This is a genomic window from Phycisphaerales bacterium AB-hyl4 (assembly GCA_041821185.1).
GTDB classification, from domain to species: Bacteria; Planctomycetota; Phycisphaerae; order Phycisphaerales; family Phycisphaeraceae; genus Natronomicrosphaera; species Natronomicrosphaera hydrolytica.
On record JBGUBD010000010.1, the window covers coordinates 82,996 to 99,322 of the forward strand.

The window sequence follows — 16,327 nt, forward strand, 5'->3', positions numbered from 1 at the left end:
CGCGTCATGGCCACGTTGCGTCTGTTCATCGCCGTGCCGTGCACGCCGTCGCCGGGATTGCGACAGGTGCTCGCTGTGCTGAATGAACATCGGCCGGCGCTGAAGCCAGTGTCGGCCGAGCAGTTGCACGTTACGCTGCGGTTTCTCGGTGAGCAGCCCGAGTCGCACGTACCAGCGATCGCCCGAGCGATGCAGCAGGCCGTGGCCGACGCGGCGGTGTCGAAGGTGACATTGCCGTTTCATGGCCTGATGGCGTTGCCGCCGGGCGGACGTCGCCCGCCGCGTACGTTGTGTGTCGGCTTCAAAGACGCCGAGCCGCTGCAAGCGCTCAGCGCCGCGCTTGATCACCGACTGGCCCGACTCGATCCGCCGATCCCCGCACCAGGCCGGCCGTTCCGCGCACACCTCACACTGGCTCGCGTCAAGTCGCCGCCACGCCGGGGCGACGATGGGGCAACACGCGTTCGTGACCTGCTCGCGCAACATGCATCGACCAACCTCGGCCAGCTTACCGTGGAAACCGTGCAACTGATCGCCAGCCAACTCACACCGCAAGGCCCGGTGCATCGCGTGCTCGACGCCGCCCCGCTGCCATCATCGCTCGACTGTTGACGACGGCCGTTCATTGCCAGGCTTGCCGTCGACCAGCAACGTCACCAGCAGCAGCACGACCATGCCGGGCAGGATGAGGAAGCTCGCGTGCAGGCCGGCATGATCGCCCACGATGCCCATCAGCCAGGCGGTGAACGCGAAGCCGGGGATGCCCGCGCACGAAAGCAGGATGAACAGCGACGTCATATCCACCGACATGCGGTCCACCGCATAAGACTGAATGCTCGGCCAGAAGCAGGCGATCGTAAGCCCGGCGAACGCGAGCATGACGTAAGCCGTGCCCAGGTTCGGCGCCATCGGCACGAGCAGACTCATCACCAGCGCCGCCGCCGCCGAGCCGATCAGCAGCGGCCGCAAGCGATGTTGATGCGCCCACCATCCGCCGCCGATGCGTCCGACGATCATGCCCGCCGCGAAGCAGGCCGTACCAATGCCCCCCGCGCGTGGCAATGCGTCGTAATGCAACTGAAGATAGCTGGCGATCCAGAAGGTGAACCCGCCCTCCACGCCGCCGGCCAGGAACATCGCCACCGCGAACAGCCAGAACTTGCGCGCCAGCAGAATGTCGCGCTTATGGCCGAGCACATGTCGGCTGGTCACGTCCGCCACCACGACCCCGCCGCGCCGAAGGGACAGGTAAAGCAACCCCGCCACAATGCTCATCGCCCCCACGCCCGCGACGACAAATCGCCACGACACGCCTTGCGTCAGCAACTCGCCGCCGATCAAAACGGTCACCAGCACGCCGATGGACCAGAATCCATTGGCGAAGTTCAGGTAGCGACCAGAGTCGTTTGGATGCAGCTCCTGCACGAGCGGGTTGGTGAGCGCTTCGACGAAGCCGCCGCCCACGCCGACCAGCCCCATGGCCAGCAGGATCGTGCCGTACGTCGGCGAGATGGCGTACAGCATCAGCCCGCAGCCGAGCACCAGCGAGCCTACGCCCAGCACGTTGGCCTTGCCCCACCGCGCCGCGGCAAAGGCGGACGTGAGCATGACCGCCAGGATCAGCACCGCACGCATGACCTCCAGCAACCCGCCCGCCGCGAGTCCGAATGACAGTTCGCGGGCGAGGATCAACAGCGCAATCGGCGTCACCACCGCGCTGGACGAATAAGCAAGAAAGCCCATCGCCGCGGCGTAGTCCAGCGGTGCCAGTCGCAAACGTGGCATAAGCGAGGATGATAGGCGATGCCGCCCGCCGCAGCGCGCAAGTCTACATCACCACACCATCAAGCCCCGTCAACCCCAACGGCTCGCGCGTGAAAAACGGCTCGGCGTATTCCGTCCCGATTCGGCTGCCCATGTAGCCGTTCATCTGACGCAGCCATTCGACCACCCGCCGATTCTTCTCCGGCGTCACGAACTGACTCTCATACGCCTTCACCGCGCGTTCCTTCTCATCCATCTGCTCGGTAATGTCCATGCAGAAGCTCGGGTTCGCCACATGACGCAGATGCGTGCAGTAGTAATAGATCAGCCAGCGCGGGTAGATCGGCTCGCCGGGCAGGTCCGTCTTTGTCAGCTTCGCATCGAACCGCGCATCTTCCACGATGCGCGTCGTCGCGATGTGATCCGGGTGCGCGTCTTCGTAATATGGCAGGAACACCACCTCCGCCTGATGCTCGCGCATCACGCCCGCGACAAGATGCCGAGCCTGCAACGAATGTTCCACCTCGCGATTCTTCAGGCCAAGCAGTCGCCGCTTGACGTTGCCGAGGATCTTCGCCGCGGCGGTCCATTCCTTCTCACGCTGCTCCGGCGAGCCAAACGGCGTCGGCTCGCCGTTGGTCATGTCCAGCAACAGCACATCATGCCCCTGCTGCGCGAGGCGAAGAATCGTGCCCCCCATGCCGAGTTCCTGATCGTCCGGATGTGGACCGACGACGAGTATGTTTGCCATAACGCTTCCATCTTTCCTGGTCCGGCCACTTAGTCGGCCACGCCGCTGTTGGAGTCGGTTGATTGCAACTGCCGCTCGTATACCTGCTCGATCATCGCCACCATTCGCCGAGCGTCGAACTGCTCGCGCACATGCGATTGCCCTTTCGCGATCAGCTTCGCTCGCTCATCGGGATGCTCGAACATCCACGCGATCGCCTCGGCCAACGCCGCGCGATCGCCCGGCTCAACGAGTTTACCCGTTTCGCCATCCACACAAATCGACGGCATCCCCCCCACGTTGTACGCCACAATCCCGCAGCCACAAAGCAGCGCCTCAATCAACGTCCGACTCTGCCCCTCCTGGTAGCTGGGCAACGCCTTCACATCCACCGCGGTGAGCAGATGCCCCACCCGGTCATGCGGCACGAGCCCCGTGAGCATCACCTGCTCCCGCCACGGCTTGTCCGCAAGCTGTGCTTCGATCTGCGAGCGATGAAAACCATCGCCAATCAACAACAACCGCAACGTCGGCAGCCGCTCAAGCAATGTGGGCATGATCGCCAGCAGATCGTCATGCCCCTTCAGCGGGTCCAGCCGGGCGACGATGCCCAGCACCGGCACATCATGCGGAACGCCAAGCTCATCCCGCACTGCCGCGCCATGCGAACGGTCGCGCTCAAAACGCGACAGCTCAACGCCCGACGGGATCACCGTAAAACGCTCCGGCCCGGCAATGCCCTTGGCGGTGAACGCATCCACCATCGCCGACGTAATCGCGATCAGGTGATGGCAACGCTTCGCCGCGTATCGCTCCAGCGCGACATACATACGATGCACCCAGCGGGGTTGGTGGTCGTGAAACGGCAGGCCGTGCACCGTATGAATCACCGCCGGCACACCCCCGGAAGCGCCCTCCGCCCACGCCGCCGCTCGGCCGACGATGCCCGCCTTGCTCGAATGCGTATGGACCACATCCGGCCGCAACTCACGAATCAGCCGACGCAACGCAAAGTAACACCGCACATCATCCATCGGCCGAATCGAGCGATGCATGCTCGACACCTCGACCAACTGCGCTCCGCTCGCCCGCGCCTGCTCAAGCAGCGACCCCTCGGGCCCGTAGATCGGCCCATACGCCAACGTCACCTCATGCCCCGCCGCCACCTGCGCTGCGCAGCTCATCACCGTGTTCTGCTGCGCCCCGCCGAGGATCAGCCGCGTGATGATGTGAAGAATCTTCATCTTGAATTTCTAATTTTTAATTGCTGATTGCTGATTGCTGATTGCCGATTGAAACACATACAACCGTGACGGAGGGTTCACCCTTCAATTAGCGATCAGCAATCAGCGTTCAGCGATTCAAAACCGAATCCACTCCAGCCACAACCCCTCCGGGGGTAGCGTTGGCCCGGCAAGGCGGCGGTCCGCCTTTCGCAGGATTTCATCAATCCGCTCCGGCTCGAACAAGCCTCGGCCGACTTCGACCAGCGTGCCCGCGACGATACGCACCATGTTATAGAGAAACCCGTCGCCGGAGATCACCACATGCACCTCCGGACTGTCAGCGGCGCAATCGCGCACCACCTCGCAAGCATGGATCGTCCGCACCGTCGACAGTCGGCCATGCTTCGCGGCTGCGAACCCTGCCACGTCGTGCATCCCCACCAGCCGACGCGCCGCGTCGTTCATGCGATCAAGATCCAACGGTGTCCAGCAATGCCACACGAAATGTCGCCGCTCCAACGGCCGACCCGCCGAGTTCCAGATGCGATACCGATACTGCTTGCTCGTGCAGTCGCCGATGCAATCAAACGTCGCGGGCACAACCTCACAGCTTCGCACATCCACATCGGCGGGCAGTCGACTGTTAAACGCCAACGCCATCCGCTCCAACGGAATCGGACACGCCGCATCAAACTGCGCCACCTGCCCCCGCGCGTGCACCCCCGCATCCGTCCGGCTGGCGCCCATCAACCGGATCGGCTGATGCAACACTTCCCGCAACGTGTCCTCCACCACCTGCTGCACCGTCCGCAACGGCACATCAACACCCGGCGGATGCTGCTTCTGCCAGCCGTGGAAGTTCGTGCCGTCGTAGGCGATGGTGAGTTTGTAACGTTGAGTGATGCACACAGCGCGACCAGTGTACCGCCGACGCCTGATACAACAACGCAGTTCTAACTTTTGAAACATTTAGCCGCGGTGTTTGCACCGCGTTCTTCGCCCCACCACCCGAACGCGCGGACCAAGGCCCGAGGCTAAATGGTGATGCGGAATCGAACCCGCGTGGTCGACCTAGGCGACGATATGCAGCGCAATCCACGGAACAAAATTGAACAGAATATTGCCCACTTTGTAGATCGACATACCCAAGTAGTGCGCAAAGTCGAACCGCTCCGGCGAAAGCCGGAACCATCGGCCGTGCATCCCATATAACCACTCGCGAGCGCCCCAGAAAATGCCAAACCAGAGCATCAGGATGCCAACGTTGATAACGAAACTCCAGATGAGTACATGACGCACGACTTCAATATCCATGATGTCGCTCCTTATTAAAGGATTTTATTCGCGATTATCACGGAATCTGCAAACTCCCATCCTCATTAAACTCAAACGCCCCCCACGCCACTTCCCACAAATAACCATCTGGGTCGGCAAAATACCCGCTATGCCCGCCCCAGAACGCGTCCTGCGCCGGCTTCACAATGCGACCCCCCGCCGCCTCCGCCTCGGCAAGCAATCGAGCTACGTCATCCTTCTCCCGAACGTTGTGCGCCAGCGTGATGCCTGAAAACGGCGGCCGCTCCGGGCGAAACTCATCGCCCACATCCTTCACCAGATCATCAAACGGGTACAACGCCAACCGCGTCCCCTGCGTCTGAAAAAAGATCACGCCCTTGTCCGGCGTCCACGTCGTCGCAAACCCCAAGCCATCGCGATAAAAACGCAGCGACCGTTCGAGATCCTCCACACCGAGCGTCACCAGACTGATGCGCGGTTCCATACCCATCCTCCCCGATAAAAAATAACTTCGTTATGCGTTCACCACCGGATTGACCAGCTTGCCGATGCGCTCGATCTCCACCACCACCTCGTCGCCGTCCGCCAGAAACACCGGCGGCTTCCGCGCCATGCCCACACCCTGCGGCGTGCCGGTCAGTATCACCGTGCCCGGCAGCAAAGTCGTGTCGCGACTCAAAAACGCAATCAGCGTCGCCACGCTGAAGATCATGTCACCCGTCGTGTGCTGCTGCATCACCTTCCCGTTGAGCGTCGTCGAGATATTCAACGCCTGCGGGTCGGCTATCTCATCGGCGGTCACCAGCACCGGCCCCAGCGGGCAGAACGTGTCAAAACTCTTGCCGCGAATCCACTGCCCCCCGCCGCCTTGCTTCTGCCACCGCCTGGCCGACACATCGTTGGCACACGTATAGCCGAGCACATGCTCCAGCGCCCGCGCTTCCGGGATATCGCGTCCCGCTTTGCCGATCACCACCGCCAGTTCGCATTCGTAGTCCACCTCCGGCCCGCGCATCTGCGACGCCGGCAGACGAATCGCCACACCCGGATCGGTCGCCGCGGACGTCGGCTTCATGAACACCACCGGATGCTCCGGAAGCTCGGCGCCCGTCTCCGCAGCATGCTCGCGATAGTTCAGCCCGATGCAGAAAATGTTGCTCGGCTGAATCGGCATCAACACCCGCTTCACCCGATCCTCCGTCCCCTCCACCTCGATCGCCCCCGCCAGGGGCGACCCCCCCAGCCGCCGCGCCCGCCCATCACCGATGTCTTCGCCATACCGCACCACGCCGCCGTCGTCTTCATATCGCATGACCCGCATCGCCAACTCCCTTCAAGTAATTCCTCTCCCCCACGCCGGAGTGAAGCGCGGCGCAACTCCGGATCTTTCCGAAGCCCACGGATTCCATCCGTGGGCGTTACCCGAACTCCAACTCCAAACCACAAACCAGAAACCTTTACCTACGCCACCCCCGCGTCGCGCAATCGTTCGTCCAGTTGCCTGCTCGACTCCGCCTTCGCGTCGATCAAAAAGTCCGTGCCCAGCCGCAATAGGTCGCCGCGCACCGACCGATCAAACGCATGCGCCGCCACCGGCACGCCGAACTGCCTGCAGCGATACACGAACAGGTTGTTCGTATCTTCAATCTGCAACGCCGTGATGGCCAGCTTCGCCTCCGGCAGCCCCGCCTCTTCCAGCACGGAGAGGTAATCGATATGCCCCACCATCGTCTTGCAGGGCAGCCCTGCCAGTTTTCGCGCGTCCGTGTCGATCGCAAGCACCGTCTCGCCGCGCCGATGCAGCTCGCTCGCCAGCCGTCGGCCCATCGCGTTCATGCCCACGACAATCACATGACCGCACAACGGCGGCTCGGCGTTGTCCGCATCTTCCTGCTCACCCGCGCCGAACATGCGCAGCAAGCCAAACCGATGACACACCGCGAACAACGGATGGTTGTAGAGAATCATGTACGACGAAATCGCAATCGTCACCAGCCCCACCACCATCACGATCGAAAGCACACGGTCATCAATCAGCCCGGCCGCCATGCCCATCGCCGCGAAGATGAACGAAAACTCGCTGATCTGCGCCACCGTCACGCTCGTAAGGAAAGACGTCCGCTCGCTGTACCCGCAGCGGGCGATGATCCACATGAAGATAAACGGGTTACCGATCAACACGAACAGCGACAATATCGTCGCCGCGAACCAGTCGTTGATCGCGCCGCTCAAGTCCATCTGCGCCCCGAGCGAGATGAAGAAAATCGCGATGAAAAAGTTCATCAGCGGATGCACCCGTCGCCGCAGATCGTGAGCCACATCCAGTTGCGCCAGACTCAGCCCGGCCAGAAACGCGCCGATCTCCAACGACAGCCCCATCCACTCCGCCGCGACCACGAACGCGAAGCACCACGTCAGCGCCGCGATCACCATCGCCTGCGGCGAAGGCCCCAGCCAGCCAAACGGCCGCGGCAGCAGAAACTTCGACGCCAGCAACGCCGCCACCAGCAACACACCCATCCCCACAAACGCGAGCGCCAGATTCCCCGTCATCGCGCCGATCGACCGCGACGCTTCCTCACCATCCGCCTCCGTACCCAAACCTGCCAGGAACGTCAGCGCGATAATGACCACCAGATCCTGCACCAGGAAGATGCCCACCGCGATCCGCCCGTACAGCGAATGCAGTTCCTTTTTCTGGTCCAGCAGCTTCACTACCACAACCGTGCTGGAAAACGTCAGCGCCGTCGCCAGGAACATCGACTCCATCACCGAGAACTGCAGCACCAGCGAGAGCACAAACCCGCCCGCCGCCGTGAACACCACCTGCCCGATGCCCGCCAGCACCGCCACCTTGCCCACATCGCGAATCTTGTCCAGGCTCAGCTCCAGCCCCACCAGGAACAGCAGCAGCGCGATCCCCAGTTCGGTGAGCACCTCCATCGTCGCTGGGGCATCGTGGTCGCCCGGCGTGTGCACCTCGAAGACAAGCACGCCCAGCATCGGCCCGAGCACCAGGCCCGCGAAAATGTACGCCACGATCGACGGCATCCGCACCAACCGCGCCACCAGCACCAGCGCCGCCGCGGTGACGATCATGATCCCGATCGCGCGTATGAAATCCAACTCAGCCACGGCGGTAAGTTACTGCATGCCGACCTCGTTCACCAGAATGAGCCCCCCATGACGCCCACGGCGTCACGCCGTGGGCGTCTACCCCCGCTCCGGCAGTGCATCGAGTTGGCCCCACAATTCCTGCATCAACGGCTCAAGCGTGTCGCGTGTGAAATCAAACCGCAGCCCCGCCGCCTCGAAAAGCTGCGGCAGCGGCCGTGTGCCGCCCAACGTCAACGCGCTCTGGTAGCTCTGCAACGCCTGCTCGCGATCCTGCTTGAACCGGGCCCAGAGTTGCAACGCACCCAGCTGCGCGATGCCATACTCGATGTAATAGAACGGGTGGTGGAACAAGTGCAGCTGACGATGCCACAGGTGCGCCCGCGCCTGCTCAAAGCCCGACCAGTCAACCACCGGGCTTGTGAACCGCGCCATCAGCGACAGCCAATGTTCCCGCCGCTCGTCCGCTGTATGCCCCGGATTCGTGTACAACCAGTGCTGGAAGCTGTCGATGGTCGCCATCCACGGGAAAAACCGCACGATGCCCTCAAGCATGTTCCGCTGCGCCCGCGCCTGCGACTCGGCGTCGGCATAAAACACATCCAGGTGATGCGAGCCCATCAGTTCCATCGCCATGCTCGCCACTTCGCAAAACTCCAGCGGCGCGTGACGCAGAAACACCAACGGCTCCGCCCGCCACGACCAAAGAAAGTGAAACGCATGGCCGCCTTCATGCAGCAGCGTTTCCACATCCCGCTGCACGCCGGCCGCGTTCATGAAGATGAACGGCTCGCCTGATTCTTCCAGTGCACTCTGGAAGCCGCCCGCCCGCTTGCCCCGGCGGCTCTCCAGGTCCAGGTTCCGCTCGAACGACAGTCGGCCGAACTCTTCCGCCAGCGTCGGCGACACCCGGCCGAACACCTCGCCCGCGCGCCGGACCAGCTCCGACGGGTCGTCCGCATCAAACGGCGACAGCGGCGCTCGGCCCGCCACGTCCACCGCCATGTCCCAAGGCCGAAGCGAGTCCACCCCCAGCTTCGCCTTCCGCTGCTCATCCAACTCACGCACCAGCGGCATGCACACCTGCTCGATCGCATCCGCAAACGCCAGGCAATCCTCCGGCGAATAGTCGAACCGCGCCCGCGCCTGCCAGGTGTACTCGCGATAGTCCGCCTTGTCCGCATTCGTCGCGATCTGCTGCCGCAGGTCCAGCAGCTTATCGAAGGTGGACTCGATCGCGTCGCGATCTTCAAGCCGACGGTTCGCGCTCAGCGTCCACACCTGCTCGCGCACCGCGCGATCGGGCTCTTCGAGAAACTTCGCGAGTTGCTGAAGCGTTCGCTTCTTGCCCTGAAAATCGACCTCCATCGCGCCGATGAGCTTGTCGTAGCTGCTGACCAGCTTCGTGACCTCGGTTTCCAACGGCACGTTGGCCGGTCGAAACAGCTCCACGTCCGCCTGCCACTCGCGCAGCATCACGGCGTAGCGCGGGCCTTCCAACGCCTTATGTCCCGGCGAATCGAGCAGCTTCTTCTGAAGCTCGAAAAAGGCCGGCCGAAGCTTCGGCGCGATCTGCTCGACGTACTGCAAAAACGCCTTCTCGATTTCCGGATCGTCCGTGTGACAAGCCTGGTCGATCCGCCGACGGGCGCCATACTCCGACACCGCCGCCATCAACTCGGACAGGTCCGCCAGCCACTGCTCCACCGCGTCGGGCGAATCCATCTGCCGATCGCGCAACGCGTCGAACAGCGGCTCAAGCTGCGACCAGTCGGACAGATCCACATCAGCGGGTACAAATCGGCGAGTCGTCGTTGTCTTTGCCATTTTCAAAAATCACCATCTCAGGTCGAATATCCACAACCACAAAAAAGTTTAGCCCTCGCGCCCACGCGAGGGCGCGCCCCGCCCCATGCCCCGCTTTCAAACCCCATCACACCCGCTCAAACCCCATCGCCTCCGGATCAACCTCGATTGACGTGCCGAACGGCGCGTCCACCACCGAGTCGATCGCAAGTTCGCCCGCGTCGATTTTCACCGCTGCGTAGCCCTGCTCGTGCGCGTGGTAGAGGTCACCGTGGTGCTTGAGCATCTGCTGCCCGACCGTGTCGGGGAACATGGTCAGTCCCTTGAAGTAGTGATGCCCGTTGCGTTCGACATGGTCCAGACCCAGGGTCGCCATCACTGCCAGGTCCTGCGTCAGCGCGATCGGGCCCACGTTCGACAGGTCTTCCCCGCTGAGTGCGAACGGTCGGCCGGGCTCCTCGCGATGAAGGTGCGCCAGCAGACATGCACCGGCGATGCCCTTGAAAACGCCCTTGCAGTTCTTGTGGCTGGTCCCGGCGTAGCCGCAGTCCAGCGCGCGTGGCAGGCTGTGCAGCGTCGCGTCCGACTCATCGATGATGATCGTCGGGCGATCCTTCCACGCGAGCAATTGCTGCTGTACCTCGTCGCCCAGCGCGATGCGACGATGGAACGGCTGCTCGATGAAAAGCATCCCCTTCATGAACGCCTGCAACGCCTTATCGCTGCAAATCGCGTCTGTCAGTTCGCGGAACGGCTCGACGGCCTGGTAGGTCTCATTGCCGTCCAGCGTAAAGGCGAACCGCCTGCCGTCCTTGCAGATCACGCTGGCCAACCGCTTCAGCCGGGCGAGGTCGTCCGCGGGCTTGCCGACGAGCTTGATCTTGAAATGCGTCAGCCCATACGCCGCGATCGCCTGCTCAAGGGTCTGCGGCAGGCCATCGTCCAGCCGATCCGTGCCGTTGAGATCGCTTTCATCGATCGGGTCCGCCAGCCCGACCGTATGACGCGCCGCCATCCGTCGGCTGGGCTCGGCGGGCAGCAGGTCGGCGGGCGACGCACCGGCCAACGGCTTGTGAATCTCGCCCAGCTCGATGCCCAGCGTGTTGCGGCGCACCGCCTCGGCAAAACAGTCGCCCGTCGCCCGGCAGAACGCGTCGATCACCGCCCGCTCGATCACCGCCACACCCAGGTTCCACAGCAGCGGCGGGTGCGTCGTCGTCTCCGCCCAAAGCGACTGCGTCTGGTACAGCCGATGCCAGAGCGCAAACACACTCGGCGCACTCAACCCCGTGCCCGCCTCGGCTGCATTTCGAATCACCCGCCACAGGTCGGCCAACTCGCGCTCGACCGGCTCGTCCGCATGCTTGGTGAACCACTTCGGCGACAGGCCCTCCGCGGCGTAGCCCACCGCGGTCTGGCCCGCCACACGCACACGCGCCCGAACGATCAGGTGCGGCAGTTCCGTCAACGTAGCGATCCCATAACGAAATGGCATTCGCGTCCGCATCGGACGCTGGAACAATTCAACGGCTTGAAGCTGTATAGACATGCTCGCCAGTATACGTCGACTCGACAATCGACCACAGGCGTCGCGAACCCCCCCAGACGGCCCCGGTTTAAAGGTGGGGCTTCACCTGATTCGCTTCTCGGGCACACTACGCCTCTGCTCGGATTTCGCCCCCGGGTGTACAATCCTCGCGAACGGCGGCCGTGCGCGAAGGCTACATAGTAGTGGCCACAGTAGAGATTTAGATACAATGACGATCAAGCGGACAACCGCCAGCCACAGACGCCACAAAGCCAAAGCTGCCGCCTAAAGTTCCCTTGCCGCCATGCCGAGATGAAACACAGGCTACCCGATCCGGTATGAGCGATATGCTATGTGGCTCATACCGCCGTCCCGCCTCACCTGATGGATCGCAGCGCGTCGGCCGGTGGTTGGATTTAAAAATGGAGCAGACTGACCGACATAACCGTAGCGGGGCGGCCGAAACGCAGCCGAACTCGATGATTCGCGTGCTGGTGGTGGACGATCACGCTGTGGTGCGCGAAGGCTTGCTGATGGTGCTCAAACGCTCGCCGGAGATCGCGGTCGTCGGCGAAGCAGGCGATGGCAAGGCCGCCCTCGTCGAGGCCCGCCGACTCAACCCGGACGTCGTGCTCATGGACGTGAACATGCCCGGGCTCAACGGCCTCCAGGCCACCGCCGCGCTCATGGCGGAAAACAACCACGTCAAAGTCATCGGCCTGTCCATGTACAACGACGACGAGGTCGCCACCCTCATGCGGCAGGCCGGCGCGTCTGCCTACCTCTCCAAAGGCTGTTCCACCGAAGAACTCACACGCACCATCCACAATGTCGTCCGCGACAACGGGGCCGCCGCCGCCCCGCGCAACGACAACGCCAGCTAACCGCGATACTCCGCCTCGCTCGTGCACGTCTCACGCACACGCACCGCCGCCAGCAGCGGCAGCGTCGGCTTCAACTGATCGTAAACCCACTTCGCCAGCAGTTCCGCCGTTGGATTGGACAGGCCTTCGATGTCATTCAGCAGCCGATGGTCCAGCGCGTCGTGAATCGGCTTGAGCGCCGCCTTCACCTCGCCGAAGTCCTGCAGGTAGCCTTTCTCCTCGTCGAGTTCGCCCTCGATGACCACCTCGACCTTGAACGAATGGCCGTGCATCCGCCGGCACTTATGCCCCTCCGGAAACGTGGGCAGGAAGTGGGCCGCTTCAAAATCCATCGATTTGGTCAGGCTGACGCGCATCGCGGTAGTTTCCGGTTTCCCCGGGCAAGTTTCAAGTTCCGCGACGCATCCGCTGGGCAGGTCGATCGCATCTACTCGCTCATGACGCCAAGACGTCAGAAAGAAAGGCAAGCCACGAAGGCACGAAGGGGATGAAGGGGGCACGAAGGGGGAAGCAAGAATTAGAAGGAAGGGGGAGGTGACTGGGAGGGGCAGGTGTTCAGGAACCTATTGAACGCTTCCCTGCCTTGCCAAAACATAATGCTCTGCCTCTCTTCGTGTTTTCTTCGTGTCCTTCGTGTCTTTGTGGCAAGAACGATCTGCTGTCCTTGGCGTCTTGGCGTCTTGGCGTCTTGGCGTTGAAAATCGACGGCTAAATCCGATGCGATGTCCCTGCACCCGCCAGGCCCGCGCTTTATCCCGGCGGGCCGCGTTGGTATCCTCTGAGCACGCATACGAATGGCGATTCATCCCGTCTGCCTTGGAGTAACTATGCCATCACCGGCTCAGCCTAAGGACATTGAAAAAAGCAAGGCCCGTCAACTGGGCATTGCCGAAGCGCTCGGCCGCATCCCTTCGGGGCTGTTCGTGCTTACCGCTCAACACGAAGATCGGCGTCAGGGCATGCTCACCAGCCTGGTGCAGCAGGTCTGCTTCGAGCCGCCGATGGTCTGCGTCTCCGTCGCCAAGGGTCGGCCGATCATGCCGCTCATCAGCGAATCACGCCAGTTCGCCCTCTGTCAGCTTTCGGAAAACGACAAACTCCTGCTGCGCAAGTTCGCAGGCGGCGTCGACCCCTCCGACGATCCGTTCCTCGGCTTCGACCTCGTCAATACCCACCTGCACAACCTGCCCGTGCTCAAGCACGCGCTGGCCTACCTCGAATGTGAGCTTGCCTGCCACCTCGACGTCGAAGGCGACCACGACTTGTTCGTCGGCCGAGTGCACGCCGGCGCCCGCCTCAAAAAGGACGACACCCCGCACATCCACCTCCGCGAAAACGGCCTGAAATACTGATCAGCACGTATCTTGGCGAATGTAGCAGGTGCGGTCGACGCCCACGGCGTCAGCCTCATACACAAAGCCCGCGTTTGACGAAGAATCCGTATCCGCCTGGTCTCAGTCCTCGTTGCCGTTACGACGTTGGCGGTTCAGCAGTCCGCCGAGATTGTCTTCCACGCCCCGGCGGAGCGTTTCCTCGGCTTCTTGACGCAGGTCGCGGTCCGCGGCGTCGCCCGTCACGTCGCCGATGATCCCGCCGAGGTTGTCGGTGATCTTCTCCAGATCGAAATCGCCAAGATCACCCAGCCCAGCCAACGCGCCACGCAGGTCGCCCGCGATGAGGCTCGGCAGCGCGTCGCCCGCCTGCTCGACCACGGCCTGCAGCAGCGCGTTGATGAGGATGCCGCTGAGTTGTTCCAGCAGCACGCCGCCTTCCGTTTCCGAGCCGACGTCCGTCAGGCGGATGTTGTCCAGCCGAATCGTCACTACCCGCGGCTCCTCCCCGCCGAGCGACAGCACCGCCGCCTTGACCACCACGTCGGAGATGACCACCTCGTTGATGATGTACTTCTTGCCGTCGCGCGGCTGCTCCTCGGGCGGGCCCTGGAGCTTTTCCATGTGTTCGAGGATGACGTCGTAATTGTTTCGCCCGTCCCGCCGTTCGATATTCAGGTCAATGCCGCTCAGGTGCAGGCGGGGCACTTGGACCTGGTCGCGCAACAGCGATCGCAGCGTCACCGCCACGTCGCCGTCGCCGAGTTGGAGGAAGTGTGGCGACTCGAAGCCCTCGGGATTGTTGATCTGCAAGGCGTTGAGCTTCAACTCGCCCTGGCGGATGCCAAGGTGAGCCGAGTTGAGCGTCGTCGTCGTGCCGGTCGCGTAGCTCGTGCCACGCTCGATGCCCCGGCGGGTCAGGCCGTCAAGGCTGACGTAAAGCACGACAGCGGCAACCAGTAGAACAACCAGCAGTGCCCCGACACCGGCAAAAAGCCATTTCATAGCAGGTTCCTGTAAGGAAGGTTCGGACGAACCAGAGGTCGGCTACTATATCAAGATCGCGGTTGAAACGGTCAAAACCCCCGTTGATCGACCCTCGCCACGCAGGCCCGGCCTCGCAGGCGGGCGAGCCCTGCTCTACGCTCTGGCAGAAGTCATTTTTCTTAATCATCTTGGCGTCTTGGCGTCTTGGCGTATTGACCGATTTAGTTGCGATCGCTCTGGTCGGGCAAGGTCCCTACTTGCTGGCGACGATCCCGGCCCCTAAACTGATTTGTCCACCTGGACGATGCTTCAGAGCCTTTTGTCGGTGCGCCACGCAGGCCCCACCGGCTTTGCGAGGAACGTACCGTCGGACGACGGGCCCAACCGCCCGCCGACGCCGACTGACTCGTGATCACTGGCCGGGATGCGTCGCTTTGTTTGCGTCAGCCCCGGCCCACCGGGTGAACCCCGGCCATCGGAAACCCGACCCCCTGCCTGCCGTCTCTAACTGAGGAAGCCCCATGCCGACCGCCACTGAGGACAAGGCCAAGGCCCAAGCCCGGCCATCCAGCGAGCTGTCCACCGATAAGCTGCTCGACATGCTCTACATGATGATGCTCATTCGACGCTTCGAAGAGCGCACCATGCAAAGCTACATGCAGCAGAAAATCGGCGGCTTCTGCCACATCTACATCGGACAGGAAGCCGTCGCCACCGGCTCCATCGCCGCACTCAACGACGAAGACCCCGTCATCACCGCCTACCGCGACCACGGCCACGCACTCGCCCGCGGCATGCACCCGAACTACGCCATGGCAGAACTCTTCGGCAAAGCCACCGGCTGTGCCAAGGGCAAAGGCGGCTCGATGCACTTCTTCGACAAGCCCCGCCACATGTACGGCGGACACGCCATCGTCGGCGGACAATGCCCGCTGGGCATCGGCCTCGCCTTCGCCACGCAGTACAACAAGGAAGACAAGACCACCGTCTGCTACCTCGGCGACGGCGCGATCAACCAGGGCGCGTTCCACGAAGCAATGAACATGGCTGCCATCTGGCGGCTGCCGATCCTGTTCGTCGTTGAAAACAACATGTACTCGATGGGCACGCACATCGCCCGCGGCACCGCCGGGGCCGACGACCTCTCCAAGAAAGCCGCCGCCTACGACATGCGCTACGCCGAGTGCAACGGCAGCGACATCCTCGAGGTGTACGACACGTTCAAGACCGAAGGCGATCGCGCCCGCGGCTCGACCGCCAAAGCGCTCGGCCACGATGACGACAAGGGCGACGGCCCCTGCTTCATCAACGTCAAGACGTATCGCTACCAGGGCCACTCCATGTCCGACCCGCAGAAGTACCGGACCAAGGACGAGGTCAAGCAGCAGCAGGAGCAGGACTGCATCAACCTGCTGGTGAACCACCTGATCGAAAAGGGCCTCGCCAACCAGGACAAGATCGACGAGCTGGACCAGAAAGCCAAGGACGCCGCGCAGGACTCGGTGAAATACGCCGAGAACGCCCCCGAACCGAGCATTGACGAGTTGTACACCGACGTGTTCAGCCAGCCGTTCGGGTACTTCAAGGAAGGCGACCTGCCCGCGATGATCAAAAACGACAATAGCGGAGAGTGATCACCGTTTAGCCGCGTGCCCGCAGGG

At 62.7% G+C, this 16,327-nt stretch carries 16 protein-coding genes; 4 read left to right on the forward strand and 12 right to left on the reverse strand.

Annotated features, from left to right (window positions below):
* The first annotated feature begins 6 nt into the window (after nt 1-6).
* Nucleotides 7-612, forward strand: a complete 606-nt coding sequence (gene thpR, locus ACERK3_15155) for an RNA 2',3'-cyclic phosphodiesterase (GenBank protein MFA9479625.1) — start codon at nt 7-9, stop codon at nt 610-612.
* Here the strand turns inward: thpR and ACERK3_15160 are convergent.
* The 10 genes from ACERK3_15160 to ACERK3_15205 form a co-directional block, all read right to left on the reverse strand.
* Nucleotides 595-1,785, reverse strand: coding sequence for a sugar MFS transporter (locus ACERK3_15160; GenBank protein MFA9479626.1), 1,191 nt, complete (start codon nt 1,783-1,785; stop codon nt 595-597). The two genes, thpR and ACERK3_15160, sit on opposite strands and share 18 nt — an antisense overlap.
* 43 nt (nt 1,786-1,828) lie before the next feature.
* Complete coding sequence (gene bshB1 / locus ACERK3_15165; GenBank protein ID MFA9479627.1) at nt 1,829-2,515, reverse strand: bacillithiol biosynthesis deacetylase BshB1; 687 nt, start codon at nt 2,513-2,515, stop codon at nt 1,829-1,831.
* Between the two features lie 29 nt (nt 2,516-2,544).
* Entirely contained in the window at nt 2,545-3,738 is a 1,194-nt protein-coding gene (locus ACERK3_15170) for a glycosyltransferase family 4 protein (GenBank protein MFA9479628.1), read from the reverse strand.
* 117 nt (nt 3,739-3,855) lie between these two features.
* Entirely contained in the window at nt 3,856-4,629 is a 774-nt protein-coding gene (gene truA, locus ACERK3_15175) for a tRNA pseudouridine(38-40) synthase TruA (protein MFA9479629.1), read from the reverse strand.
* A 162-nt stretch (nt 4,630-4,791) separates the two neighbouring features.
* Nucleotides 4,792-5,034, reverse strand: a complete 243-nt coding sequence (locus ACERK3_15180) for a DUF6868 family protein (GenBank protein MFA9479630.1) — start codon at nt 5,032-5,034, stop codon at nt 4,792-4,794.
* A gap of 37 nt (nt 5,035-5,071) precedes the next feature.
* Nucleotides 5,072-5,500 carry a VOC family protein gene (locus ACERK3_15185; protein MFA9479631.1) on the reverse strand — a complete coding sequence of 143 codons (429 nt, stop codon included), beginning with the start codon at nt 5,498-5,500 and terminating at the stop codon, nt 5,072-5,074.
* A 30-nt stretch (nt 5,501-5,530) separates the two neighbouring features.
* Nucleotides 5,531-6,337, reverse strand: coding sequence for a fumarylacetoacetate hydrolase family protein (locus ACERK3_15190; GenBank protein MFA9479632.1), 807 nt, complete (start codon nt 6,335-6,337; stop codon nt 5,531-5,533).
* Between the two features lie 140 nt (nt 6,338-6,477).
* Nucleotides 6,478-8,115 carry a cation:proton antiporter gene (locus tag ACERK3_15195; GenBank protein ID MFA9479633.1) on the reverse strand — a complete coding sequence of 546 codons (1,638 nt, stop codon included), beginning with the start codon at nt 8,113-8,115 and terminating at the stop codon, nt 6,478-6,480.
* A 114-nt stretch (nt 8,116-8,229) separates the two neighbouring features.
* Nucleotides 8,230-9,957, reverse strand: a complete 1,728-nt coding sequence (locus tag ACERK3_15200) for a M3 family oligoendopeptidase (GenBank protein ID MFA9479634.1) — start codon at nt 9,955-9,957, stop codon at nt 8,230-8,232.
* 106 nt (nt 9,958-10,063) lie between these two features.
* Nucleotides 10,064-11,431, reverse strand: a complete 1,368-nt coding sequence (locus tag ACERK3_15205) for a hypothetical protein (GenBank protein MFA9479635.1) — start codon at nt 11,429-11,431, stop codon at nt 10,064-10,066.
* Nucleotides 11,432-11,886: 455 nt separating this feature from the next.
* On the opposite strand from ACERK3_15205, the gene ACERK3_15210 reads away from it, so the two are divergent.
* Nucleotides 11,887-12,348: a response regulator transcription factor gene (locus tag ACERK3_15210; GenBank protein ID MFA9479636.1), complete on the forward strand. Its 462-nt coding sequence runs from the start codon at nt 11,887-11,889 to the stop codon at nt 12,346-12,348.
* Here the strand turns inward: ACERK3_15210 and queD are convergent.
* Nucleotides 12,345-12,704, reverse strand: coding sequence for a 6-carboxytetrahydropterin synthase QueD (gene queD / locus ACERK3_15215; GenBank protein ID MFA9479637.1), 360 nt, complete (start codon nt 12,702-12,704; stop codon nt 12,345-12,347). The two genes, ACERK3_15210 and queD, sit on opposite strands and share 4 nt — an antisense overlap.
* A 471-nt stretch (nt 12,705-13,175) precedes the next feature.
* On the opposite strand from queD, the gene ACERK3_15220 reads away from it, so the two are divergent.
* Nucleotides 13,176-13,700, forward strand: a complete 525-nt coding sequence (locus tag ACERK3_15220; GenBank protein ID MFA9479638.1) for a flavin reductase family protein — start codon at nt 13,176-13,178, stop codon at nt 13,698-13,700.
* Between the two features lie 102 nt (nt 13,701-13,802).
* On the opposite strand, the gene ACERK3_15225 is transcribed toward ACERK3_15220, so the two are convergent.
* The gene (locus ACERK3_15225) at nt 13,803-14,684 is read right to left on the reverse strand and encodes an AsmA family protein (protein MFA9479639.1); all 882 of its coding nucleotides are present in this window, start codon (nt 14,682-14,684) and stop codon (nt 13,803-13,805) included.
* A 503-nt stretch (nt 14,685-15,187) separates the two neighbouring features.
* Here ACERK3_15225 and pdhA point away from each other — a divergent pair.
* On the forward strand, nt 15,188-16,300 hold the full coding sequence (gene pdhA / locus ACERK3_15230; protein MFA9479640.1) for a pyruvate dehydrogenase (acetyl-transferring) E1 component subunit alpha: 1,113 nt from the start codon (nt 15,188-15,190) through the stop codon (nt 16,298-16,300).
* The last annotated feature ends 27 nt before the right edge of the window (nt 16,301-16,327 follow it).